Origin of the sequence: Brachybacterium sp. (assembly GCF_052095815.1) — a bacterium.
Taxonomy (GTDB): Bacteria; Actinomycetota; Actinomycetes; order Actinomycetales; family Dermabacteraceae; genus Brachybacterium.
In genome coordinates, this window is record NZ_JBQDLF010000004.1 from 71,870 (window position 1) to 94,668 (window position 22,799).

The window sequence follows — 22,799 nt, forward strand, 5'->3', positions numbered from 1 at the left end:
GCGGGATCAGTGATGTCGGTGACGTCAGGTGACGTCGGTGACGTCGGTGAAGTCGGTGAGTGTGGTCTTCCAGGTGGTCGTCCAGACCTCCCGGGCATCAGCGGTCTCGAGGCCCTTGTGCTCGATACCGAGGGTGCTGCGCTCCTCGTCCTTGGCGGTGATGTTCACGGAGAGCCGGCTTCCGTCGCTCACGGCAGCACGCCAATAGCGCCACTTCGGGGTATCGCTGAGGCTGGGCTGCTCGAGCCCCAGCTCCTCGCGACGCGCAGCCGACATGAAGGCATCCCACCGCGAGCGCACGGCATCGGGATCTCCGGGAAGGGTGCGGGAGGCGGACGCGGCGAAATCGCCCGCGCAGCCCTGGCCCACCACACGACGGCCGATGATCTGTTCATAGGCGACGGTCACGCCCTGTGCCCACCACTCGCTGATCTCCCACCGCTGCGGCAGCAGGCGGGCAATCGCTGTGTGGTCGAGTTCGCGGCCTCCGGCGTCGTCGATCCGCTGCACCCAGGCCGCCAGCGACGTCCCGGTGCCGGACTCGATCCGCGGGGCATGGGGATGCTCCTGCGGCGGGGTCTCGGTGCTCATGGGGCCACCTTACGGGGGCGCAGGTGGCTCCGCTCACGTCCCGCTGGCATCGGTGCCGCTCATGGAACACTGACGCCATGCGTCGTCGTCACCTCCTGGCTCTCACCCCCGCGGCGGCCCTCGCCGCCTGCACTGCCGAGGGACCCGACCAGGACCCGGGAGCCGACGGGCCCGGCGGCTCCAGCGACGGAGGCGGCGCCGAGGGACCGCCATCGCAGACGGCCAGCACAGCGGCGACCAGCACAGCCCCCGCCACCACGGAGCCCCCCACCGTTGCTGAGCTGCTGCTGGAGACGCTCTCCCCTCGCGAGCTCGCCGGGCAGCTGGTGCTGGTGGGGATCCCTGCCGGCTCCGAGATCCCCGAGCAGGTGCTGACCGAGCATCACGCGGGCGGGATCTTCCTGCTCCAGGTCTGGGAGAGCGCCGAGGCCGTGGACCGCACGGTCACCGCCGCGCGCGAGCTCTCCCGTCCCGATCTCCCGGCGCTGATCGCCGTCGACCAGGAGGGCGGGCAGGTCAGGATGCTGCGTGGCGATGCCGCCCGGAAGACCCCGTCGGCCGAGAAGCTCGGCGCGCAGGGAATCGACGCCGTGACAGAGGCGTACACGAGCATCGGTGAGGATCTCGCCGCCCGCGGCATCCAGGTCGCGCTCGCGCCGGTCGCTGACGTGGTGGATCCCGCCCTGGGCGATGCCAACGAGCCCGTCGGCGGGCTGGACCGAGGCTTCGGCACCGAGCCGAACGCGGTGGGCGCGTGCGTGGCGGCCGCGACCACAGCTCTTGCCGCCCAGGGCATCGCCGCGACCCTCAAGCACTTCCCGGGCCTGGGACGCGTGGAGCAGAACACGGATTTCTCCGCCGAGGGGATCGAGGACGAGGTCACCGGGCCCGAGGATCCGTTCCTGGAGTCCTTCCGCGCCGGGATCGAGGCCGGCGCGCAGCTGGTGATGATGTCCTCGGCGATCTATCCGCAGCTCGAGGCCGGAGTCCCGGCGATGTTCTCCGCCGCGGCGATCCAGGATCTGCTGCGCGACGGACTCGGGTTCGAGGGGCTGGTGGTGACCGACGACATCGGCGCGGCGAAGGCCGTCGCCTCCGTCCCCGTCGCCGAGCGCGCCACCCGCCTGCTGGAGGCGGGAGGCGACGCCGTGCTGACGGCCGATGCCTCGCTCACCGGAGAGCTGGTCGATGCGATCGAAGGCTGGGCCGCGCAGAGCCCGGAGCAGGAGCAGCGGGTGCGGGAGTCCGCGGGCCGGATGCTCGCGCTCAAGGAGCAGCTGGGGCTGCTCCAGGGATAGCCCGCCCCCGCGAGTTCCTCCTCCGCGCCGGGAGGTCAGTCCCTGTCGAGGGTGATGAGGTGGTTCACCGGGCTGAAGCCTCCCTCATGGCGGGAGATCTGCCAGCCCTGGGCGTTCTCCGTCGCGCTCGCGACGAACTCGCGGGCGGAGGCGACGATGGTCACCATGTCATCATCGGTGCCCGCTTCGCCGATCTCCCCCAGCTCCCCCGCCCGGTCGAACTCTGCGATCCGGGCGAGCTGCGCCGCGATCGCGGCGGACAAGGTCGATCCGGCACCGCGGACTCGCCGGTCCGGCAGCCGCCGGGCCCGCAGCAGATCGGTGCCGCCCTGATGAACCAGCACGTCCACCACATCCTCGCCCTCCAGCCGGCCCCCGGTGATCAGCACCGCGCCCGGCCCCAGCGCCTGCAGCGCGAGCGCCTGCTCGCGGATCTCGTCGATCGAGGTCGCCAGCGGACGGCCCAGCAGCTGGGCGGCCTCGGCCATGTTCGGGGTGAGCACATCCGCCAGCGGCAGCAGCTCCGTCGCGAGCGCGCTCGCCCCCTCCGCGGAGATCAGCGCGGTGCCGTCGGCGCTGACCATCACCGGGTCCAGCACGATCCGTCCCAGCCTTCCGCGATGGGCGCGGAGCGCGGCGGCCACCGCCTGGACCGCTGCGGCGCTGCCCAGAGCACCGATCTTGGTGGCGTCGAGCCGGAGGTCGCCCGCGACCGCGTCGATCTGGCGGCGCACCACGTCGCCGGGCAGCGGATGGGTGCTCTGCACGCCGTTGGTCGTGACGACGGTGATCATGCTGACCGCGCTCGCCCCGTAGGTGCCCAGCGCCGTGAAAGTCTTGAGATCCGCCTGGATGCCGGCGGCACCGTGGGTCTCCGAGTCGGCGATGGTCAGGATGAGGGGCGGGCGCATGCGGACTCCATCTCTCGGGGAACCCGGCTCCGGAGGGGCACGGGACGGGCGAGCCCCGGGCTGCGGGCCTGTCCGTGAGCGGAGAGTACCAATCACGGCTGGCATCTCTATCCTGGGAGCGATCCCGCGGGGCCCCGCGTGCGAGAATCACCCGGGGCGGGCACGCCGAAGGCGCCCGCGGGGAACGCGAACGGAACTCCGCACAGCGGCGATGGGGAGACAGCGGAGGTGGGGATGGGCACGGAGTCAGGCGGCGAGCAGCAGCCGGAGGAGTCCTCGCTGCCCGATTTCTCCGCGCAGTCCTCGGACGGGCTGCCCGATTTCGATTCCTCGCAGGGACCGGTGACCCTCGGCGCGCCGAGCGATCGTGCCCTGCGCCGCAGCCGCACCACGATGCTGGCCGTCATCGGCTCCGCGGTTGTGGTGCTCGCAGTGGTCGCGCTGGTCCTCTCGCAGACCGTCTTCCGCTCGGTGCTGGCGGACCCCGACCCCACCGCCTATCAGACCGGCGAACGCTCGGCCAAGGGGCAGTCGGAGTACGTGCCGGATCCCCAGGACCCGGACATCGCCCCGCCCCCGCCGATCTTCACCCAGGCGCCGACCACCGAGTGCACGGTGCCGCTGAACGCCGATTCCCCGCCCGCCGAACCCGGGAAGGTGCGCGGCGGCGGGCTGGAGTACACGAATCCTCCGGGCTGGGGAGACGGCTGGGTGGTCAGCTCGCTGCCCTATCTCACCGAGGTCGGTGCCGATTCCCGCCAGGTGGAGGGCGGCTGGTTCAGCGTGCTGAACCTCGGCCGGGTCTCCTTCCCCGAGGACGAGGGCGGATATCCCGGCCTCGAGCCCGCTGCGGTCGCGATCTTCCAGTGCTACGCCACCACCTCGGGGGTGCTCTCCCACTTCGGTGAGCATCCCGAGGTCACCGACTACCGCTCCGAAGTCATGAGCGTGGACGGCACCGCCGCGTGGATCGTCCAGGCGACCTACCACTTCGAGGATCCCAGCGTGCTCGAGTCCTCGAGCGCCTCGGTCGTCACCTCGATCGTCGTGGAGACCCCGAACGGCCCCAGCGCCCTGACCGGCGATGTCGCCGCCGATCAGCCTGAACACGCCCAGAACCTCGAGGACATCATCGCGAGCCTCGCCGTCGTCGAATGATGACCCGTCCCGAACACCGCACGTCGAGAGATCATCGCCCGTCGAAGGAGCCGCAGTGCACACCGGACCCCAGTACACCTCCACCCAGCAGCAGGCCGGTGGGAACGGTGGGCGCGGCGCCGCCCTGCTGATCGGCGGGATCGCCTTCGCCGTGGTCTTCCTGCTCATCGTGGGCGCGACCGTGGGCTACCTGGTGCTGCGCCCCGCAGGGGGCGGCGGAGGGTCGACGGTGACCTCCTCGTCCGCGAGCACGTCGGTCGCTCCGGAGACCCCGTCCACCTCGGAGACGCCCTCGCCCACCCCGACCGACGTCGAGGCGGAACGCTGCTGGACCCCGGAGCGGTCCGAGCGGACCTCCACCAACCCCTCCGGCAAGCTGCGCGGAGGCGGGCTGCAGTTCATCCCGCCGACGCTCTACGCCGAGCGCGGCGGCCCGCGGGGCATCGCCTACGCCAATGACCTGCAGGGCGCTCAGGCCCAGGTCACGGAAGACTGGACCTCCACCATGGTGGTCGGCGCGATCGAGTGGCAGCCCGGCATCGAGTACCCCGGGGCCGAGGTCGCCTCACAGACCATCGTGAGCTGCTACTTCTCCTCGGACATCTGGGGCGGCACCAGTGGCCGCTCACTGGATGACGAGATCACCGAACCGGTCACGATCGCCGGACTGCCCGGCTACCGCACGACCGCGACCGTGAACTTCGCCGTCTCGGACATCGACGAGGTGACCGCCACCGAACTGGTGGTGGTGGTGCTCGAGACCGACCAGGGCCCGAGCCTGTTCATGACCGAGACCAACACCGGGACTGCCGAGCACATGGAAGCCGCGGACCAGGCCTACGAGTCGCTCACCGGAATCTCCTGAGTCCAGCTCAGACCACCGAGGACTCAGACCACCGAGGACGCGAGCCGGCAGAGGTTGTCGACCACCTGCATCGCTCGAGGACGCTGTCGCCATTCCTCGAGGGTGAGCTGTCGGCTGCGCGAGCGATAGGTCGCCTCCACCTCACGCATCTTCACCATGAAGTCGGTGCCCCCGACCATCAGCGAGCACTCCATCTGCAGCAGGAACGAGCGCATGTCCATGTTCGAGGAGCCGATCACCGTCACCGAGTCGTCGATGGTGACGTGCTTGGCGTGCAGGATGGTCGGGGCGCGGTAGAGCCAGATCGTGACCCCGGCCTCGAGCAGCATCGAGTAGTACGAGCGCTGGGCATGGAAGACCAGGAACTGGTCCCCGATCTCGGAGACGAACAGCTCGACCTCCACCCCGCGCCGGGCGGCGGTGACGAGCGCCGCGAGCATCGACTCGTCGGGCACGAAGTAGGGCGAGACCGCGACGATCCGGCGGGAGGCGGAGTAGAACAGCTGGTTGAACAGCGCCAGATTGTTCTCCGCGACGAAGCCGGGCCCGCTGGGCACCAGCTGGCACTCGTAGCTGCCCGAGGTGTCCGGGGAGGGACGCACCACCGTCTCCTCCGGCAGCATCTGCTCGGACTCGTAGAACCAGTCGGTGGCGAACAGCAGGTTCAGCTCCGAGACGATCGGGCCGCGGAACCGGACCATCGTCTCCTGCCAGTGGAGCCCGCGGCGGATGTTGGAGCGCTTGTCGTAGTGGGCGGCGATCAGGTTCTGGCTGCCCATCCAGCCGACCTCGCCGTCGACGATCACCATCTTGCGGTGGTTGCGGAGGTCAGGCCGCTGGAAGGCACCGTCCCGGAACGGCTGGATCGGGTTCATCGGGAAGTGCTCGATGCCGTGGGCGTCGAGCATGCGGCGCATCGCCCGATACTGCGACCCGTGGCTGAGCGCACCCCAGTGGTCGTAGAGCACCCGGACCGGGACGCCCGCGTCGGCGCGCTCTCCGAGGGCCGCGAAGAAGTCCTCGGTGATCTCGTCCAGCCCCATGATGTAGAAGAGCACGTGCACGCTCTCGCGTGCGGAGCGCACGTCAGCTGCCATCCGCGCGATCGAGGTGTCGTAGTCGATCTCGAGATCCGCGGAGTTCCGGCCCGTGAGCGGGAAGGCGCCGAGCTCACGGTTCAGCCGCACCGCAGCCTGCAGCCAGCTGGGCACGTCCTCATCGAGCTCGCTGTCGGGGATATTCTGCGCCCGCACCCGCATCAGGCGGTTGACGGCCCGCTGCTTCTCGCGCCTGCGGCGCGGCAGCTGTGCGTTCCCCAGCATCAGGTACAGGGGGAAGCCGATCAGCGGGATCACCATGATCGCGAGCAGCCAGGCGATCGCCGAACCCGGCCGACGGTTGCGGGGCACCACGATCAGGCTCACCAGACGCAGCACGATGTCGAGCGCCCAGTAGACGTACGTGAACACCAGGACCCCGTGGTCGAGCAGCCATTGCCACACGTCGGTCACCCTCAGCTCCTCTGGTCGGAAACGGGAACGGCGGGCCCCAGAGGGACCCGCCGTTCAGGATACGGGGACGCAGTCGCCGCCCGAGGTGATGCTGATCAGTCGTTGCCGCGCAGGATCATCAGGATCCGCAGGATCTCGACGTACAGCCACACCATGGTGACCGTGACGCCGAAGGCGAGGCGCCAGGCGTACTTGCGCGGCACGCCTGCCTCGGCCGCGTGCTGGACGCCCTCGAAGTCCATCACCAGCGAGTACGAGGCCAGCACCACGGCGATGCCGCCGATGGCCAGGCCCAGCATGCCGTCGCGCAGGCTCTGGCCCATCAGCAGCATCGCGCCGATGTTGACCAGGCCGAACAGCATGTAGGCGATCATCGCGACCATGAAGATCTTGTTCAGGCGCGGGGAGGTGCGCAGCACGCCCATCCGGAACAGGACCAGCACGGTGCCGGCGACGGCGAGGGTGCCCACCACGGCCTGCAGCGCGATGCCGGGGTAGAAGTACTCCATGGTGCCGCTGAGGCCGCCGAGGAACAGGCCCTCGAATCCGGCGTAGAGCACCACCAGGATCGGCGAGGGCTGCTTCTTGAAGATGTTGATCAGCGCCGTGATCAGCCCGCCGACCACGCCGATCAGGGTCGCGGCGCCAGCGATCGCCAGGCCCGCCTGGGCTCCGGCCTCGCCAGCCATGAAGGCCAGCGCGTAGGGCAGCATCGCGACCGCGAAGCCGACCACGATGACGATGCCGAGGGTCGCGGTGATGGCGTTCAGCGCATCCCGCATCGTCATCCGGCCGGTGTCGTGACCGGTCGCGGAGGGACGGGCGTACATCGCCTCGAGCTGCTCCGCACCCGGCTGGGCCGTCGCGCTCTGGCCGTAGCCCTGCTGGGCGAAGCCCGAGGACCACTGGGTGTTCTGGGCGGGTGCGGCCTGTGCCGAGTTGCCGAAGCGCGGGGCGTTGTAGTTCGCACCGTTCTGAACGGCCTGGTCGCGGCCGAACACGATGTTGTGGCGTGCCATGGGGCTCCTCACGTGGGATCAGGTGGGTCGACGACCGACGCCAGGAGTGCGCTTCGTCGGACCGATTCCGCCATGGTACGGCGGAAACCCGAGATCTCGCTGTGTGCATGCTCTGCTCAGAGCGAAGGGCCGCATGCCGGGCCAGGCCCTCAGACCGAGCTGATGACCTCGCGGAAGCGGCGCAGCCGTGTGTCCTCGCTCGAGAAGAACTCCTCGGGTGTGCCGTCCTGCAGGACCTTCCCGTCCTCGAGGAACAGCACCCTGTTCGCGACCTGCTTCGCGAAGGCGAGGGAATGGGTGACGACCACGAGCGTGCGCTGCTCGGCGGCGAGTTCAGCGAGCACCGCGACCACCTCGGCGGCGAGCTCCGGATCCAGCGCGGAGGTCGGTTCGTCGAACAGCAGGAAATCGGGGTCCATGGCAAGGGCCCGGGCGATCGCGACCCGCTGCTGCTGCCCGCCGGAGAGGCGGTCGGGATAGGAGTGGGCCTTGTCGGCGAGCCCCACCTTCTCCAGCAGCTCCCTTCCCCGCTGGTCCGCCGCCTGCCGGGTCTGGCCGCGGTTCTCGCGCGGGGCGAGAGTGACGTTGCCGAGCGCGGTGAGATGAGGGAAGAGATTGAACTGCTGGAACACCATTGTCGAGCGGGAGCGGATCTCCCGCACCCGGGTGGCGGTCAGCCTCCCGCCGACCTCGATCGGCCCCTCCCCCAGGTCGATCGTGCCGCCGTCGGGCTTCTCGAGCAGATTCAGGCAGCGCAGCAGGGTGGATTTGCCGGACCCGGAGGGGCCCAGCAGCACCGAGGTGGTGCCGCGCTCGACGTCCAGGGAGACATCGTCGAGGGCGACCAGCTCACCGAAGGTCTTGCGCAGGCCACGCACCCGCAGCGGATCATCAGCGGACATGGGCGGACACCTTCTTCTCCAACTGGTTCTGGCCGAGGCTGAGCAGGGAGACCAGCGCCAGATAGATCAGCGCGACCTCGGTGTACATGATGAGGGGCTCATAGGTGGCGGCCGCGATCTGCCGACCCACCTGGAAGACATCGATGAGGGTGATCGCGAAGACCAGGCTGGTCCCCTTGACCAGATCGATGAAGTCATTGGCCAGCGGCGGCAGCACGATCCGCATGGCCTGCGGGGCGACCACCTTGCGGAAGGTGGCCGCGCGCGAGAGATTCAGCGACTGAGCGGCCTCGAACTGTCCGCGCGGGATCGAGAGGATCGAGGCGCGGACCGCCTCGGAGGCGTAGGCCCCGGTGTTCAGGGCCAGCGTGATCACCGCCGCTGGGAACGCAGCCAGCTCGATGCCCACGCTGGGCAGGCCGAAGTAGACGATGAACAGCTGCACCACCAGCGGTGTCCCACGGAACACCTGCACATAGATCCAGGCCGCCGCCTTCAGAGGCGCCGGCGCATACAGCCGCGTCAGGGCCACCACCACCGCGATCACCAGCGCGATCGCGAAGGACAGCAGCGACAGCGGGACCGTCATCTCGATCATCGCGGTCAGCAGCCGTGGGAGCGACTCGATCCAGAGCTCGAGGAAGCGGGGCATCGGGTGTCTCAGCCCTCAGGGGTGATGTCCTGGCCCACCCATTCCTCGTAGATGGCGCTCAGGGAGCCATCGGATTTCATCCCGTCCAGGATCTCGTCCACCGCGCCGAGCAGGGCATCCTGGCCCTTCTGCATGATCGCGCCGACCGTGACGTCGGTGGGCAGCTCGGCGTCCAGCAGGCGGAAGGCGGCATCGGGATGCTCCTCCTGGTACGTCTGGAAGGAGATGATGTCGTTGGCGGTCGCGTCGGCCCGCCCCTGGATCACCAGCTCTATGGCTTCGGCGAAGCCCTGCACCGGGACGATCTCGGCACCGAGGGCCTCCATCTGCTGCGCCCAGTTGCTGGTCGCAGTCTGCGCGGAACGCTTGCCCTCGAGCTCCTCGACGGTCTGGACCTCGGAACCCTCCGGCACGGCGATACGGCCGATCGAGCGGGCGTAGGGTTCGGTGAAGGCGTACTTCTCCTCCCGCTCCGGGGTGATGCCGACGTTGTTGACAACCAGGTCGTAGCGGTCCACGTCGAGGCCGGCGATGAGCGAGTCCCACTCGGTCTCGATGTACTCCGGCGTGACCCCCAGCCCTTCGGCGATCGCGTCGGCGATCTCCTTCTCGAAGCCGACCAGCTCACCGGTCTCGTCATGGAAGGCGTAGGGGCGGTAGGTGCCCTCGAGACCGATCCGGATGGTCCCGTTCTCCTGGACGCGGGCCAGGATGTCCTCGTCCCCTCCGCCGGAGCCGCCCTCGGAGCTGCAGGCGGCCAGGACAGCGGCGATGGAGCCCCCGCCGAGCGCGAGAGCGAGGCGGCGAGTGGGGCGAGGGGCGATGCTCATGGTGGGGTCCTCTGTGGTGTCCGGAAGGGTGGGGACGCGGTGTGCCGCAGGCTCAGCGTGCGGCGACGGCCAGTGCCTGGTCAAGGTCGTCGAGCAGGTCATGGATGTCCTCGATGCCGACGCTCAGGCGCAGCATCTCGGGCGTGATCCCGGCATTCGTCCGGGCCTGGTCGGTCATCGCCTCGTGGGTCATGGTGGCGGGGCGGCATATCAGGGACTCGACCCCGCCGAGGCTCACCGCGAAGGCGGGATAGCGCAGCGCTTCGAGGAAGGCGATGCGGTCCAGGCCCTCCGCGAGCTCGAACGAGAGCACCGCGCCGACGCCGCTCGCCTGGGAGGCATGGATCCGAGCCTCCTCCTCGCTGTGCGAGCCGGGGAACCAGACCCGGGCCACGTCTTCGCGGGAGCTCAGGTGGGCCACGATCGCCTCGGCGTTGGCCTGCTGACGCTCGAGCCGCAGGGGCAGGGTCTTGATCGACTGGATCAGCCGGAAGGAGTCCTGCGGGGCGAGCACCCCGCCCTGTGCCTTCTGGGCGAGGGCGACGGCCTGGGCGAGCTGGTCGTCGTTCGTGGTGATCGTGCCCGCGAGCAGGTCGGAGTGGCCGGCGAGGTACTTGGTGGCGGACTGCACGACCACATCGGCGCCGAGCTCGAGCGGCTTCTGCAGCACCGGGGTCATGAAGGTGTTGTCCACGATCACCAGGGCGCCGTGGCGGTGCGCGAGCTCGGAGATCCGGCGCAGATCGGTGATCCGGAGGGTCGGATTGGCCGGGGTCTCGATGAAGACGGCTCGGGTGGTGGGGGTGAAGTCCTCGTCGGTGAGCGCTGCGAGGTCATCGACGAAGCGTCCGGTGACCCCACGGCCGGGGAGCACCAGATCCACGAAGCGATAGGTGCCGCCGTAGACGCTCGCCGGCAGCAGGACCTCATCGCCGACGACCAGGGTCGACAGCGCGGCCGCGGTGGCGGCCATCCCGGAGGCGAAGGCGAAGCCGTGCTCCGCTCCTTCGAGCGCGGCCAGCACGGTCTCGAGCTGCGCCCGGGTCGGGTTCGCACCGCGCTGATAGGCGAACTCGCCCTCCTCGGTCGCCCGGTCGAGCTCGAACGTCGAGGAGAGGTGCACCGGCGGGACCACGGCCCCGTGCTCGAAATCCCTCAGGGTATGCACGGCGGTGGTCTGGATGTGCACTGCGGCTCCTCGCTCCTCGATTCGGCGGCTCCCAGTCACAGTAGGTCAGCATCACGCCAGTCAGGAGAGTTGCGTGAACGGATGTGACGCATAAGCCGGCTGGCCCATAACCCAAAGGGGCGCTAATGCAGCAGCGCGGTGGGGCCCGGCCGTCGAGACCCGTCCGGTCCGGGACTTCGGCTTCCGCTCAGGAGCCGACGCTCACCGGGATCGCGTCCGTGACCGCGGGCACAGGCTCGACACGCTCCGGGGAGATGGCCGGGATCGACCCGGTGTAGGTGCTCTCGTGCTCGCGCAGCACCGCAAGGGTGTGCCGTGCTCGCAGGCGGAGCCCCAGCAGGGTCCCGGCGACCAGTGCGAAGCCCAGGCTCGCGAGGACGATCGCGACGAGCATCGGGGCGCGATAGCCGAAGCCCGCGGCGATCACCGCTCCGCCGAGGACCGCGCCGAGCGCGTTGGCGACGTTGAACGCGGCCTGATTCAGGGAAGCGCCGAGCACCTCGGAGCGGTGCGCCACGCGGATCAGCCAGGTCTGCAGCGCCGGGCTCAGGGCGGAGCTCGCGACGTTGACGGCGAAGAAGCCCAGCAGCAGCCCGACCAGGGAGTCCTGCGAGCCGAGGAAGAGCCCCACCAGGGCGGCGATGTACAGCGGGAAACCGATCAGCAGGGTGCCGTTCAGCGAACGATCCGTCGCGGCGCCGCCGGCGATGTTGCCGAGGGTCATCCCCAGGCCCGCTGCGGCGAGCACCCATGGCACCAGCGCGACAGAGGCGCCGGAGACCTGGGTGGCGATGTCGGCGACGTAGCTGAAGACGGCGAAGCCGCCCGCGAAACCGACCGCTGCGATGGCCATGACGATCCACAGCTGCAGACGGCGCAGCGCGACGATCTCGTCGACCATCCGCCGCCCCGCGACCGGCGCCTGGTGCGGGACCGCCCAGCGCAGGGCGAGCACGGTGAGCACGAAGATCACGGCGATCACCAGGTAGACGACGCGCCACCCGGCGACCTGGCCGAGCGCGGTCATCAGGGGCACGCCGACGAGGTTGGCGACGGTCAGGCCCGAGAGCGCGACGGCCACACCCTTGCCCTGGCTGCCCGGCCCCATCAGCGAGGCGGCCAGCAGCGAGGCCACCCCGAAGTAGGCGCCGTGCGGGAGGCCGGCGAGGAAGCGGGCGACCACGGTGAGCTCGAAGGTCGGCATCAGCGCGGAGAGCACGGTGCCCGCGACGAGGGCGACGGCCAGGGCGGTGATCATGGTGGTGCGGCTCCAGCGCACGGAGAGCAGTGCCAGCACCGGCGCGCCGACGACCACGCCGAGCGCGTAGGAGGTGATCAGGAGCCCGGCCCGGGCGATGCCCGCATCGGGATCGTCCGCCATCTGTGCGGGCAGCAGGCCGTCGGCGATGCCGGGCAGCAGGCCCATCGTCGCGAACTCGGAGGCGCCGATGCCCACGCCGCCGAGGGCAAGAGCGAACAGGGCCAGGGCACGGCGCCGTGGGGTGATCTCGTGCGGGGCGGGAGTGGTCGCGGGATCGGGCGCCGGGGTGGGCCGAAGATCGGTGGAGAGGGTCATGGGAGTTCCTCGACTATCGGAAGAGCAGATGCAGAAGGGCGTCATCGACCGAACGGACACAATAAGCCAACGCTGTTGCGTTAGGTCAAGGGGGTGGCTCGGCGGATCCTCGTCACACGGCCGCCATGCGAGGATGGGCATCGTGAGGACGACCGGACCGCTGGACCGCGTGGCAGGCGCACATGACGCCGCCGTGCTCGCCGTCGCCCGTCGCGGCGAACCCGTGGCCCGCACCGGTCTCGCCGACGCCCTGCAGGTCACGCCGCAGGCGATCTCCAAGATCCTGGCCCGCCTGATGGACCGCGGGCTGATGGCGGAGAGCGGATCCGTCTCCTCCGGCCCTGGCAAGCCCACCACGCTGTACCGGATCGTCCCCGAATCGCGGCGTGCGATCGGACTGCATCTGACGCGCTCACGGATGCACGGGGTGGTGGCGGACCTCACCGGACAGATCCTGGAGCGGCGGGAGGCCGTGATCGACGCGGAGCGGCCCGTCTCGGAGTTGATCGCCAGCCTCGCCGGGCAGGCGCGGGAGCTCGCGCGGCACGGGCCCGGCGAGCTGCTGGGCGTCGGCGTCGGGATGCCGGGGCCGGTGGACCCGGTCGAAGGCGTCTACCGCGGCTCCTCCTCCCCCACCGATGCCTGGCGGGGGGCGGGGATCCGCGATCTCCTGCTCGCCGAGCTCTCGGTCCCGGTGCTCCTGGACCACGATTCCCGCGCCGCGCTGGTGGGCGAGAGCTGGTCGCAGCCCGGCCTGCTCGACAATGCGGTGCTGGTGCTCGCCGAGGAGGGGCTCGGGGCGAGCCTGCGCCTGGACGGGGTGATGGTGCGTGGAGCCCACTCCCGCGCCGGGGAGGCCGGCCACATGGTGGTGCGGATGGGCGGGGAGCAGTGCCCCTGCGGGCGGCGCGGCTGCGCCGAGGCTGAGTACCTCGCCGCACTGTCCCGTGGGGAGCAGCAGCGCGCCGCGGATGTGCTCGCGACGGTGGTGCTGAACCTGGTGCGCCTGGTGGACGTGGACCGGGTGGTGCTCGGCGGTCGCTCTGTCTATGCGCACCATCAGGTGACGATGGACGCGATCCGGCGTGCCCTGGAGGACGGGCTGCGCGCCGGGGCGCGCGTGCATGTCGAGGTGCTGCTCTCCACCCGCGGGGTGGACCTCATCGCGGCCGGCGCCGCCTGTGAGGTGCTAGAGCACGAGTACGGGCTGCCCGCGCCGCTGGTCGGGCCCGACCTGTCCTGAGCCCTCAGCCGTCGATCGTGGCGTGCTCCCGCCGGGAGAGCTCGATCCCGGCCTGCTCGAGCTGGGCGAGCCGGCGCCGGGAGCGCAGGCGCAGCAGCGCGAGGGTCGCCAGCAGCATCAGGAAGCCCGTCGAGGCGAGGAGCGTGCCCACGAGCGTCGGGGCGGCGAGACCGAAGCCGGCCGCGATCACCGCACCGCCCAGCAGCGCCCCGACCGCGTTGGACACGTTGAACGCCCCGTGGTGCAGGGCGGCGCCCAGCATCTCCGAGCGGCCCGCGATCCGCATCAGCCAGGTCTGCATGGCCGGGCTGAGGGCGGAGTGCGCGAAGTTCACCAGGGTGAAGGTGAGAGTCAGTCCCACCGGATCGGTGACCGTCACGATCATCACTGCCATGCCCGCGATGTAGAGCGGGAAGCCGAGCAGCAGGGTGCCGTTCAAGGAGCGATCCGCGGCGATCCCGCCCAGGACGTTGCCGACCGTCGCACCGAGGCCCGCCGCGGCGAGCAGCCACGGGATGTATCCCGCGCCGAGCCCGGCGACCTGCTGGCCGATATCCGCGATGTAGCTGTACACGGCGAAGGAGCCGGCGAAGCCGACGGCGGCGATCAGCATCACGACCCAGAGCTGGAGGCGGCGGAAAGCCCTCAGCTCATCGACGATCCGGCGGCCCCGGGGGACGCCCTGAGCCGGGACGGTCAGGCGCAGCAGCACCGCGGTCACCACGAACACCGCGGCGATCACCAGGAACGACACGCGCCAGCCCTGCGCCTGGCCGAGGGCGGTCAGCAGCGGCACCCCGGCGAGGTTCGCGACCGTCAGCCCGGACAGGGCCAGGGCCGCGCCCTTGCCCTGGCTGCCCGGCCCCATCAGGGAGCTGGCCAGCAGCGCCGCGACCCCCAGGTAGGCGCCATGGGGCAGGCCGGCCAGGAAGCGGGCGGCGAGGGTCAGCCCGAAGCTCGGCATCAGGGCGGACAGCGCGGTGCTCACGACCAGCGCGACCGCGAGGATCAGGATGATGCGGGTGCGGCTCATGCGCACGGCGAGCAGGGACAGCGCCGGGGCGCCGATCACGACCCCGATCGCGTAGGCGCTGATCAACCAGCCGGCCCGGGCGATGCCCTGGTCCGGCTGGGTGGCCATCAGGTCGGGCAGCAGAGACTGGGCGATCTGGGGCAGCAGGCCCATGCTCACGAACTCGGAGGAGCCGATCCCGAATCCGCCCAGGGCGAGGGCGAACAGGGCGAACACCCGGCGGGCCCGGGACACGGGCGGGCGGGCAGGGATCTGGCCTTGGATCATGGCGGTCATGGGCACCTCCCGGGCAGCGGAGAGACGGGGCGACGAGCAGAGGAACACGGAGGACAGAACGGGGAGCGAGCGGGGGCGGCGCCGGAGCGGGCTCCGGCAGTGCGCGACGGAGTCCGGGCGCAGAAAAGGTGCCGCTGCGGCTCTGCGTCCGCGCTCGGCACCTTCGGGGACCAGGCTATGCGGGGGCGGAGTGCGGACGCCAGGGAGTCCCGCGGTCGGGCCTCGAGAATCAGGTCACACGTGGGCCCGGGCGCGCCCGGGATGCACAGTCATGCGATGCACAGTCACGCGATGCACAGTCACGCCCGAATGGGGCAGGCCGCTCAGGCGGGACGGGCCCCGAAGATGGCCGAGCCGACGCGGACGATCGTGGCACCCTCCTCGACGGCGATCTCCAGATCGCCGCTCATGCCCATCGACAGCTGCTCGAGCTCGGGGGCGCCCAGCTCCTCGCGGGCCCAGTCGCGCAGCTCGCGCAGCATCCGCAGGGAGGCGCGCACTGCGGCGTCATCGCTGGTGTTCGCGCCGATGGTCATGAGGCCGACGGGCCTCAGGGAGCTGCTCGCCCGCAGTCGCTCCACGATCGGTGCGATGGCATCCACGGTGGGCGCGAAGCCGCCCTTGGACTCCTCGCCGGAGGTGTTGACCTGCACCAGCACCTCGCGGGTCAGGCCGGCCGTCTCGGCGCGGCGCTCGAGCGCGTCGGCGATGCCCTCGCGGTCCACGCTGTGGATCAGCTCGGCGAAGCCCACGACGTCGCGGGCCTTGTTGGTCTGCAGACGGCCGATGAAGTGACGCGGCACCGCGTTGTCCACGAGCAGCGGATCGGCGTGCTTGGCGATCTCCTGCGCCCGGTTCTCCCCCACCGCGGCCCGTCGGCCCCGCTCGCGCAGCAGCTCCACCGCGACGGCGATCTCCACCGGGGTGCGCGTCTTGGTGGCCAGCAGTACGGTGATCTCACGGCTGTCGCGGCCCACCCGCTGTGCCGCTGCCTCCAGGCGGGAGAGCACCTCGTCGAGACGGGGTGCCATCCGCTCACGGTGGTCGAGGGCCAGGGAGGAGTCATCGGCAGGAACGGTCATGCTCCCATTGTGGCCGACATCGACGCAGCTCTGCGGCGAGCGCCCCGGCACCTGCGTCACAGTACCCCGGGAAGCAGCGAACAGCACGCTCCTCAGCTGCTTATCGCCGTGGTGCCCCCAGCGGGACTCGAACCCGCACTGTGCCGATTTTAAGTCGGCCGCCTCTGCCGATTGGGCTATGGGGGCGAGCAGCGGAGCCCCCAGTGCCGAGGCTCCTCACAGCGGGCAAGCCTATGCTGGAATGCATCATGACCGCTGCGATCCGGTCCCTCGCGGACTCCCTGCGCCGGTTCGGCGACGAACGCCTCGAGGCCCTGCTCGTCGCCCGACCGGATCTCACCTCGCCCCTTCCCCGCGGGATCGGCCCGCTCGCCGCTCGGGCCGCAGGCGCCACCTCCGCGCGGCGCGCCCTGGAGGCGCTGACCCTGCCGGAGCTGCATCTGGTCGAGGCCCTCGCCGTGCTCGACGACGGTGCGTCCCCCGCCCGGCTGGCTGCGGCGGTCTCCGCGGACCCGCCCACGATCGCTCCCGCCCTGGAACGTCTGATCACCCTCGCCGTGGTCTGGGGCGAAGATGAGCTGCACCTGATCCGCCCCCTCCGGGAGGGGATGCGCACCCCTGCGGGTCTCGCCGCCGCGACTCCCCAGGACCCCAGCGCGCAGGAGGCGCAGCAGCGGGTGGAACGGGCCCGCAGCACGCATCCCGAGGTGCTGGAGACGCTCGCCTGGGGGCCCAGCGCGGTCACCGGTGGCGGCCGGCTCGCCGCAGAGCTGCTCGCCGCAGGCATCGTGGTGGCCGACGGAAAGTCACTGCACATCCCTCGCTCTGTCCAGCTCGCCCTGCGGGATGGCCGGCTGCGCCGCACCCATCTCGCGCAGCGTCCAGCCCCGGACGGCCCCGAGCTCACCGAACGGATCCCCGGCTCGCGCACCGCCCAGGCCGTCGAGCGCGCCTTCGAGGCTCTCCGCCTGCTGGGCACGGTGCGCGGCTTCGACGAGGACCCGCCGGGGGTCCTGCGCCGCGGAGGCCTCCCCCAACGGGACCTGCGCCGCCTGGCAGAGCGTGCCGGAGCACCGCTGCTGACCTACGCGACGGTCCTGCAGTCCGCCTGGCAGGCCGGGCTGATCGGCCACGACGGTCAGGAATGGCACCCCACTCAGGACTGGGATACGCACCGCCTGCTCGCCGCGGAGCAGCGCTGGGCGGAGCTGACGCTGGCCTGGGCGCGCGGACACCATCTCGCGGCGGTGGTGGGGACCCCGGACTCTTCCGGCACCGGCCGCTCCCTGCTGTCCGACCTCACCCGGCGCGACGGAGTGCGCACCCGCCGCGGCAGCCTGCTGCGGCTGCTGCGCACCTCCCCCGGCGTGGACGCGAGCGAGGAGTCCCTGGCCGCAGCCCTGGCGTGGGCGTTCCCGCTGGTCCCCGCCGAGGTGATCCAGGAGGAGACCGGCGCGCTGCTGGTCGAGGGACAGGCGCTGGGCCTGCTCGACGGCGGGGCGCTCACCGTGCTCGGCCACGAACTGGTCCTCGCTCTGGACGAGGAGATCACCAGCGCGGACGCCCGACTCGCCACCGTCCTCGCAGCGGAAGCCCCGACCCCGGTCGCCGAGGTGCTGCTGGATGCTGACCTGACCGCCGTCATCCCCGGCCGGCCCGCCGAGCGGCTGCTGCCGCTGCTGGACTGGACCGAAGTGGTCTCCCGCGGGGGTGCGTTGACGCTGCGCTTCACCACCGCCGCCGTGCGTCGGGCGCTCGGGGACGGCCGCGATGCGGAGGCGCTGCTGATCCTGCTGGAGGAGGTCTGCCGCACACCCGTTCCCCAGGCGCTGACCTACCTGCTGCGCGATGAGCAGCGTCGCCACGGCCGGGTGCAGGTCTCCCGAGCCACCACCGTGCTCACCGCGGACGTCGAGGTGCTCGACCTGCTGCAGGTCGCACCCGAGGCCGCCGTTCTGGACCTGCACCGGCTGGCCCCCACCGTCGCCGTCACCCTCTCCGAGCCCGGGTTCGCCCTGCAGATGGCCCGCCAGGCCGGGCTCTCCCCTCAGGCCGTCGGAGCGGACGGCCGCCCGGTCCCCGAGGAGCTGACCCATTCCCTGCGCGGAGGTCCGGTCGAGCCGGACCTGGTGACCATCGACGGCCCCGAGCTGCGGGTGCCCACCCTCGAGGCAGTGGCCCGGCTCCGCGCCGCGGAGGAGGGTGCAAGCGATCTCTCGGTCACCGATCGCCTGCTGGATGCGATCTCGCGCAATGACGAGATCCCGCTCGGCATCGTCGACGGGCGCGGCGGGGTGGTCGTGAAGCACGCCCAGCCGCTCTCCCTCGAAGGGGGTCGCCTGCGTGCCCGGGAGGTCGGCCGAGATGAGGAGTTCACGGTGCTCGTGCACCGCGTGACCCTGAGCTGAGTGGAACCGGGCGCCAGATGCCAGGAGCCAGGGCCCTGGTACGAGGGATCCGAAGGATTATGGGGAGTCCTCCCCATGGCGGACCCTCCCCCGGTTCGCGATAGTATTCCCGTCGCCAGGACCGGACGTATGAGAACACCCGACCTGGGGCCCGGCTCGTCACCGCCGGGGAATGATCATCAGGAAGAAGGGGATTCCCATGACCACACCCAACTCGGGTTACGACATCGAGGCCATCAAGAAGAAGGCCCTGATCTGGACCATCGTCGGCTTCATCTGCGGCGGCGTCATCTCCGGCGTGCTCGGCCTGCTCGGCTACCTCAAGGCCGATACCGAGCCGGAGACCGCACAGAAGTTCACGAAGTGGGCCATGATCCTCACGATCATCGTCATCGTTCTCTACGTGGTCGTCGGCATCCTCTACGCCGTCCTCGTCGGCGCGGCGATCTCGAGCGGCTCGATGTGATCTCGCACAGCGTTTGACGAAGGCCCCGGACCTGCTGGTCCGGGGCCTTCGTCGTACTCGGGGGCGGGGCACCGTCACCGGCACCCCGCCCCGTCGACCAGTCCTGCGTCAGATCGACTGAGCTCCTACCGCTCGCAAGCTCGCAGTACGTCGATCAGTCCTGCGTCAGATCGACTGAGCTCCTACCGCTCGCAAGCTCGCAGTACGTCGATCAGTCCTGCGCGATCAGTCCTGCTTCGTCTCGCGGCGATCCTCGGACCACTCCACGTGGAAGGTGCCCTCGGCGTCGACGCGCTGGTAGGTGTGCGCACCGAAGTAGTCGCGCTGGGCCTGGACCAGGGCGGCGGGGAGGCGCTCGGCGCGCACCGCGTCGTAGTACGACAGGGTCGAGGAGAACACCGGCACCGGGTAGCCGGTCGAGGCCGCGAAGGCCACGATGCGGCGCCAAGCCGGGATGCACTTGGCGATCTCGGTGGTGAAGTACTCGTCCGCCAGCAGCAGCGGGAGCTTCGCGTCGCGCTCGTACGCCTCGGTGATGCGATTGAGGAAGCGGGCGCGGATGATGCAGCCACCGCGCCAGATCCGGGCCATCGCACCCAGGTCGATGTCCCAGCCGAACTCCTCGGCACCGGCGGCGATCTCGTCGAAGCCCTGCGAGTAGGAGACCAGCTTCGCGGCGTAGAGCGCCTTCTGCAGGTCATCGATGAACTGGGCGGGGTCGGCGATCTCGAGGGTCTGCGCCTCGGCGGGCAGCACCTTGCGGCCGGCCTCACGCTGCGGCGTGGAGCCGGAGACGGAGCGGGCGAACGTCGCTTCGGCGATGCCGGTGACCGGGACGCCGAGGTCCAGGGCCGTCTGCACGGTCCAGGCGCCGGTGCCCTTCTGGGCCGCGCGGTCGAGGATGACATCCACGAACGGCTTGCCGGAGGAGGCGTCGGTGTGGTGGAGCACCTCGGCGGTGATCTCGATGAGGAACGACTCCAGGTCGCCCTTGTTCCACTCGGCGAAGACGTCACCGATCTCGGAGGCGCTCTTGCCGAGGGCCTTGGACATGAGGTCGTAGGCCTCGGAGATGACCTGCATGTCGGCATACTCGATGCCGTTGTGGACCATCTTCACGAAGTGGCCCGCACCGTCGGCGCCGACGTGGGTGCAGCACGGCGCGCCATCGACATGCGCGGAGATCTTCTCGAACATGGGGCCGAGGCGGTCGTAGGACTCCTTGGTGCCACCGGGCATGATCGAGGGGCCGTTCAGCGCGCCCTCCTCGCCACCGGAGACGCCGGTGCCCACGAAGTGCAGGCCCTTCTCGCGCAGCGCGGCTTCGCGGCGGCGGGTATCGCCGAACAGGGCGTTGCCGGCGTCGACGATGATGTCGCCCGGCTCCATGAGCGAGGCGAGCTCGTCGATCACGGCGTCGGTGGGCTTGCCGGCCTTGACCATGATGAGCGCGACGCGCGGTTTCTGCAGGGAGGCGACGAAGTCCGCCATGGACTCCGAGGGGTAGAACTCGCCGTCGCCGCTGTGATCGGTCATGACCTTCTCGGTCTTGGCGACGCTGCGGTTGTGGAGCGCCACCTTGAAGCCGTTGCGGGCGAAGTTGCGCGCCAGGTTGGAGCCCATCACCGCCATTCCGGTGACGCCGATGTCTGCCACATCGGCGGGGGACGGAGCGAAGCTAGCCATGGGTTCTCCTCATGTCGGGTGCTGTCGAGCCGGGCGGAACCTCGCGGCCGACGAGACGTCGACAGGTCGGGCGTCCCGGTCCATCAGCTCCCATCTTAGGGATGTTGCGCCGGAGGTGCTCGGCAGTGCCAGGGCTTGCCGTGACCGGAGAGCTCGGAGGGAAGCGCCTTTCGGGGCCCTCAGGCCCCGACAGCAGCGCTCTCGGGGATCACGCTCCGGCATTGTCGGGCCTTGAGCACAGCCTGCGCACCCGTACCGTGGTCCCCGCCCTGCACCGCCCTCACCGGCCCCGAGAGAGAGCACTCCCCATGACCGTCCCGTCGCCGTACTCCGCACCACCCTCCCGCAGCCCCCACAGCTACGGCGCCCCCGGGATCGACAGCTCCGCCACGGTGCCGCCGGCAGCAGCTGGAGGCGCCGGGAGGCGTCCGGGTGCGGGTCCAGCGCCCGGGACGGATCTCGCCGCGGACCTCGGGGCGGCCCTGCGCTTCGCCGGCACGGCGCTGCTGCGCAATCCGGTGTCCTACCTGGTCGTGGGGTTCATCTACTGCGCGATCTACACCGTGATCATCGTCGGCGGGATGATCGGTGCCACCGCCGCGATGTTCTCGCGTACCGACCAGTGGACCTCGGACTACGTCCCCGTCGTCGAGCTGGTCCTGTTCTACGCGATCATGCTGGGCGCGATGGTGCTCCTGATCCCGTTCAGCCTGATGTGGCAGTCGGCGTCCGGTCGCGCCGCGGAGATCGTCCTCCAGGGCGGTCGGCCCACCATCGGACAGGCGCTCGTGGGGCCCTGGCGCATCGTCCTGACCTCCCTGCTGTACGGCCTGATCGTGGCGGTGGGGATGCTCCTGTTCTACATTCCCGGGCTGATCGCCGCGGTGCTGTTCATGTTCGCGATCCCGGCGTCGGCCCGCGGTGCCGCCCCGGTGGCCGCGCTCAAGGAGAGCTATGCCCTGGTGCGCGCGAACCTCGGCACCGCGATCGTCGCGTACCTGGTGCTCTCGGTGATCCTCTCGATCGGAGCCACGATTGTGGTGGGCATCCTGGTGATGACCCCGTTCATCGTGCTCTTCGAGCTCGGGATGTACGAGCGGCTGCGAGGCCATGAGCTGCCGGAGCCGGCCCGCGCCGGAGCCCAGGCCTGCCCCTGAGCTCGGACTCAGACATTCCGAGCTTCGAGCCCCGAGCCCTGATCGGCCCGTACGGTGGGAGAGCGGCCTGCCGGCCTCACCTCGCTCCCCTCGAAAGGCAGCACTCCGTGCCCTCCCCCTCCCAGCCCGCGGATCAGTCCTCTCACGAACATGGGTCTTCCGACCCCTCCTTCTCCTCACAGCCCTCCCCACAGCCGAACGCGCCGGTGATCGCTGGTGGGCCGGTGGCCGTCGGCATCCGCTGGGCCTGGAACGCCTTCACCCGCAATCTCGGCGCCTTCCTGGTGCCGGCCCTGGTCTATGCCGTGATCCTCATCGTCGTGATCATCGCCTTCGTGATCCTCAGCGTCATGCTCTCGATCGCGCTGCAACGCAGCGGTGGAACGCCGGGATACGCCACTGAGGCACCGGCGTTCAGCGTCGGCAGCGTGCTCATCTCGCTCGTCGTGGCGCTCGTGAGCGCGCTGTGGGTCTCGGGCATCCTCCACGCCGGCACCGCAGTCCTCGCCGGCCGCCGCCCGACGATCAAGGAGGGCTTCGTCGGCACGGGGACCACCATCGCCGTGGCCTTCGTGGTCGCGCTCCTCAGCGCGGTGCTGGGACAGCTCGCGCAGGGCGTGAGCTTCGTGTTCTACGTCCCGGCGATCGTCGTCTCCGTTCTGCTCTACTTCGCCACCGTCGAGGCGGCCCGGGGAGCAGGGTTCGGCGAGGCGATCTCCGCCAGCGTGCGCCTCGTGACGAAGAACGTCGGAACAGTCGTCGTCACCATGCTGCTCGCGTTCGCGATCTGCCTGACCATGATCATCCCGATCCTCGCGGTGGCCGTGATCCCGGTCATGCAGCTGCTGGTGCTCGGCGTGCACCAGCGGGTCACGGGCAACGCGCTCGTCGAGCCCGCTTCTGTCTGAGACCCCGGCGCAGCTCGAGTTCCGGCGTAGCCTCTTGT

Annotated in this window: 20 protein-coding genes and 1 tRNA gene; 8 read left to right on the forward strand and 13 right to left on the reverse strand. The window is 70.4% G+C overall.

Features of this window, described 5'->3' with window-relative positions; genetic code table 11:
• Nucleotides 1-24: 24 nt before the first annotated feature.
• Nucleotides 25-591: a hypothetical protein gene (locus ACTH43_RS02825; protein WP_441443408.1), complete on the reverse strand. Its 567-nt coding sequence runs from the start codon at nucleotides 589-591 to the stop codon at nucleotides 25-27.
• A gap of 77 nt (nucleotides 592-668) precedes the next feature.
• Here ACTH43_RS02825 and ACTH43_RS02830 point away from each other — a divergent pair, with 77 nt between their 5' ends.
• Nucleotides 669-1,889 (forward strand): glycoside hydrolase family 3 N-terminal domain-containing protein, encoded by a 1,221-nt coding sequence (locus tag ACTH43_RS02830; RefSeq protein ID WP_441443409.1) that lies wholly within the window; start codon nucleotides 669-671, stop codon nucleotides 1,887-1,889.
• A 35-nt stretch (nucleotides 1,890-1,924) separates the two neighbouring features.
• Here ACTH43_RS02830 and thiD read toward each other — a convergent pair whose 3' ends face one another.
• On the reverse strand, nucleotides 1,925-2,800 hold the full coding sequence (gene thiD, locus ACTH43_RS02835) for a bifunctional hydroxymethylpyrimidine kinase/phosphomethylpyrimidine kinase (RefSeq protein WP_441443410.1): 876 nt from the start codon (nucleotides 2,798-2,800) through the stop codon (nucleotides 1,925-1,927).
• 234 nt (nucleotides 2,801-3,034) lie between these two features.
• On the opposite strand from thiD, the gene ACTH43_RS02840 reads away from it, so the two are divergent.
• Together ACTH43_RS02840 and ACTH43_RS02845 are read left to right on the forward strand one after the other, a co-directional pair.
• Complete coding sequence (locus ACTH43_RS02840; protein WP_441443411.1) at nucleotides 3,035-3,958, forward strand: hypothetical protein; 924 nt, start codon at nucleotides 3,035-3,037, stop codon at nucleotides 3,956-3,958.
• Nucleotides 3,959-4,013: 55 nt separating this feature from the next.
• On the forward strand, nucleotides 4,014-4,823 hold the full coding sequence (locus ACTH43_RS02845; protein ID WP_441443412.1) for a hypothetical protein: 810 nt from the start codon (nucleotides 4,014-4,016) through the stop codon (nucleotides 4,821-4,823).
• A gap of 23 nt (nucleotides 4,824-4,846) precedes the next feature.
• Here the strand turns inward: ACTH43_RS02845 and cls are convergent, their stop codons facing one another.
• The 7 genes from cls to ACTH43_RS02880 all read right to left on the reverse strand — a co-directional run bounded on the left by cls (nucleotide 4,847) and on the right by ACTH43_RS02880 (nucleotide 12,502).
• Nucleotides 4,847-6,334, reverse strand: coding sequence for a cardiolipin synthase (gene cls, locus ACTH43_RS02850; protein WP_441443413.1), 1,488 nt, complete (start codon nucleotides 6,332-6,334; stop codon nucleotides 4,847-4,849).
• A gap of 95 nt (nucleotides 6,335-6,429) precedes the next feature.
• Entirely contained in the window at nucleotides 6,430-7,353 is a 924-nt protein-coding gene (locus ACTH43_RS02855; RefSeq protein ID WP_441443414.1) for a Bax inhibitor-1/YccA family protein, read from the reverse strand.
• A 149-nt stretch (nucleotides 7,354-7,502) separates the two neighbouring features.
• Entirely contained in the window at nucleotides 7,503-8,255 is a 753-nt protein-coding gene (locus tag ACTH43_RS02860; RefSeq protein WP_441443415.1) for an amino acid ABC transporter ATP-binding protein, read from the reverse strand.
• The gene (locus ACTH43_RS02865) at nucleotides 8,245-8,907 is read right to left on the reverse strand and encodes an amino acid ABC transporter permease (RefSeq protein WP_441443416.1); all 663 of its coding nucleotides are present in this window, start codon (nucleotides 8,905-8,907) and stop codon (nucleotides 8,245-8,247) included. The genes ACTH43_RS02860 and ACTH43_RS02865 overlap by 11 nt, the downstream gene beginning before the upstream one ends.
• An 8-nt stretch (nucleotides 8,908-8,915) precedes the next feature.
• Complete coding sequence (locus tag ACTH43_RS02870; protein ID WP_441443417.1) at nucleotides 8,916-9,737, reverse strand: transporter substrate-binding domain-containing protein; 822 nt, start codon at nucleotides 9,735-9,737, stop codon at nucleotides 8,916-8,918.
• A 52-nt stretch (nucleotides 9,738-9,789) separates the two neighbouring features.
• Entirely contained in the window at nucleotides 9,790-10,926 is a 1,137-nt protein-coding gene (locus ACTH43_RS02875; protein WP_441443418.1) for a trans-sulfuration enzyme family protein, read from the reverse strand.
• Between the two features lie 187 nt (nucleotides 10,927-11,113).
• Nucleotides 11,114-12,502 (reverse strand): MFS transporter, encoded by a 1,389-nt coding sequence (locus ACTH43_RS02880; protein ID WP_441443419.1) that lies wholly within the window; start codon nucleotides 12,500-12,502, stop codon nucleotides 11,114-11,116.
• Between the two features lie 133 nt (nucleotides 12,503-12,635).
• Here ACTH43_RS02880 and ACTH43_RS02885 point away from each other — a divergent pair, with 133 nt between their 5' ends.
• A complete protein-coding gene (locus tag ACTH43_RS02885) occupies nucleotides 12,636-13,745 on the forward strand; it encodes an ROK family protein (protein WP_441443420.1) in 1,110 nt (369 codons plus the stop codon).
• Between the two features lie 4 nt (nucleotides 13,746-13,749).
• On the opposite strand, the gene ACTH43_RS02890 is transcribed toward ACTH43_RS02885, so the two are convergent.
• From ACTH43_RS02890 to ACTH43_RS02900, 3 genes are all read right to left on the reverse strand, one after another.
• On the reverse strand, nucleotides 13,750-15,054 hold the full coding sequence (locus ACTH43_RS02890; protein ID WP_441443421.1) for an MFS transporter: 1,305 nt from the start codon (nucleotides 15,052-15,054) through the stop codon (nucleotides 13,750-13,752).
• A 323-nt stretch (nucleotides 15,055-15,377) separates the two neighbouring features.
• On the reverse strand, nucleotides 15,378-16,136 hold the full coding sequence (locus tag ACTH43_RS02895) for a YggS family pyridoxal phosphate-dependent enzyme (protein ID WP_441443422.1): 759 nt from the start codon (nucleotides 16,134-16,136) through the stop codon (nucleotides 15,378-15,380).
• A gap of 109 nt (nucleotides 16,137-16,245) precedes the next feature.
• A tRNA-Leu gene (locus ACTH43_RS02900) sits at nucleotides 16,246-16,322 on the reverse strand.
• A 62-nt stretch (nucleotides 16,323-16,384) separates the two neighbouring features.
• On the opposite strand from ACTH43_RS02900, the gene ACTH43_RS02905 reads away from it, so the two are divergent.
• Nucleotides 16,385-18,544, forward strand: a complete 2,160-nt coding sequence (locus ACTH43_RS02905) for a helicase-associated domain-containing protein (RefSeq protein ID WP_441443423.1) — start codon at nucleotides 16,385-16,387, stop codon at nucleotides 18,542-18,544.
• Between the two features lie 199 nt (nucleotides 18,545-18,743).
• Nucleotides 18,744-19,010 (forward strand): hypothetical protein, encoded by a 267-nt coding sequence (locus ACTH43_RS02910; RefSeq protein ID WP_441443424.1) that lies wholly within the window; start codon nucleotides 18,744-18,746, stop codon nucleotides 19,008-19,010.
• 225 nt (nucleotides 19,011-19,235) lie between these two features.
• Here ACTH43_RS02910 and gndA read toward each other — a convergent pair whose 3' ends face one another.
• Nucleotides 19,236-20,696 carry an NADP-dependent phosphogluconate dehydrogenase gene (gene gndA, locus ACTH43_RS02915; RefSeq protein WP_441443425.1) on the reverse strand — a complete coding sequence of 487 codons (1,461 nt, stop codon included), beginning with the start codon at nucleotides 20,694-20,696 and terminating at the stop codon, nucleotides 19,236-19,238.
• Nucleotides 20,697-21,004: 308 nt separating this feature from the next.
• Between gndA and ACTH43_RS02920 the strand changes: the two genes are divergently transcribed.
• Together ACTH43_RS02920 and ACTH43_RS02925 are read left to right on the forward strand one after the other, a co-directional pair.
• Nucleotides 21,005-21,853 carry a hypothetical protein gene (locus ACTH43_RS02920; RefSeq protein WP_441443426.1) on the forward strand — a complete coding sequence of 283 codons (849 nt, stop codon included), beginning with the start codon at nucleotides 21,005-21,007 and terminating at the stop codon, nucleotides 21,851-21,853.
• Between the two features lie 224 nt (nucleotides 21,854-22,077).
• Nucleotides 22,078-22,761: a hypothetical protein gene (locus ACTH43_RS02925; protein ID WP_441443427.1), complete on the forward strand. Its 684-nt coding sequence runs from the start codon at nucleotides 22,078-22,080 to the stop codon at nucleotides 22,759-22,761.
• The last annotated feature ends 38 nt before the right edge of the window (nucleotides 22,762-22,799 follow it).

Coding starts and splice junctions, on each gene's coding strand:
- ACTH43_RS02860 (WP_441443415.1), bottom strand. CDS start 8,255: ATGTCCGCTGATGATCCGCTGCGGGTGCGTGGCCTGCGCAAGACCTTC.
- ACTH43_RS02890 (WP_441443421.1), bottom strand. CDS start 15,054: ATGACCGCCATGATCCAAGGCCAGATCCCTGCCCGCCCGCCCGTGTCC.
- ACTH43_RS02870 (WP_441443417.1), bottom strand. CDS start 9,737: ATGAGCATCGCCCCTCGCCCCACTCGCCGCCTCGCTCTCGCGCTCGGC.
- ACTH43_RS02910 (WP_441443424.1), top strand. CDS start 18,744: ATGACCACACCCAACTCGGGTTACGACATCGAGGCCATCAAGAAGAAG.
- ACTH43_RS02895 (WP_441443422.1), bottom strand. CDS start 16,136: ATGACCGTTCCTGCCGATGACTCCTCCCTGGCCCTCGACCACCGTGAG.
- ACTH43_RS02880 (WP_441443419.1), bottom strand. CDS start 12,502: ATGACCCTCTCCACCGATCTTCGGCCCACCCCGGCGCCCGATCCCGCG.
- ACTH43_RS02855 (WP_441443414.1), bottom strand. CDS start 7,353: ATGGCACGCCACAACATCGTGTTCGGCCGCGACCAGGCCGTTCAGAAC.
- thiD (WP_441443410.1), bottom strand. CDS start 2,800: ATGCGCCCGCCCCTCATCCTGACCATCGCCGACTCGGAGACCCACGGT.
- ACTH43_RS02905 (WP_441443423.1), top strand. CDS start 16,385: ATGACCGCTGCGATCCGGTCCCTCGCGGACTCCCTGCGCCGGTTCGGC.
- ACTH43_RS02830 (WP_441443409.1), top strand. CDS start 669: ATGCGTCGTCGTCACCTCCTGGCTCTCACCCCCGCGGCGGCCCTCGCC.
- ACTH43_RS02840 (WP_441443411.1), top strand. CDS start 3,035: ATGGGCACGGAGTCAGGCGGCGAGCAGCAGCCGGAGGAGTCCTCGCTG.
- gndA (WP_441443425.1), bottom strand. CDS start 20,696: ATGGCTAGCTTCGCTCCGTCCCCCGCCGATGTGGCAGACATCGGCGTC.
- ACTH43_RS02825 (WP_441443408.1), bottom strand. CDS start 591: ATGAGCACCGAGACCCCGCCGCAGGAGCATCCCCATGCCCCGCGGATC.
- ACTH43_RS02885 (WP_441443420.1), top strand. CDS start 12,636: ATGGGCATCGTGAGGACGACCGGACCGCTGGACCGCGTGGCAGGCGCA.
- ACTH43_RS02865 (WP_441443416.1), bottom strand. CDS start 8,907: ATGCCCCGCTTCCTCGAGCTCTGGATCGAGTCGCTCCCACGGCTGCTG.
- ACTH43_RS02920 (WP_441443426.1), top strand. CDS start 21,005: ATGACCGTCCCGTCGCCGTACTCCGCACCACCCTCCCGCAGCCCCCAC.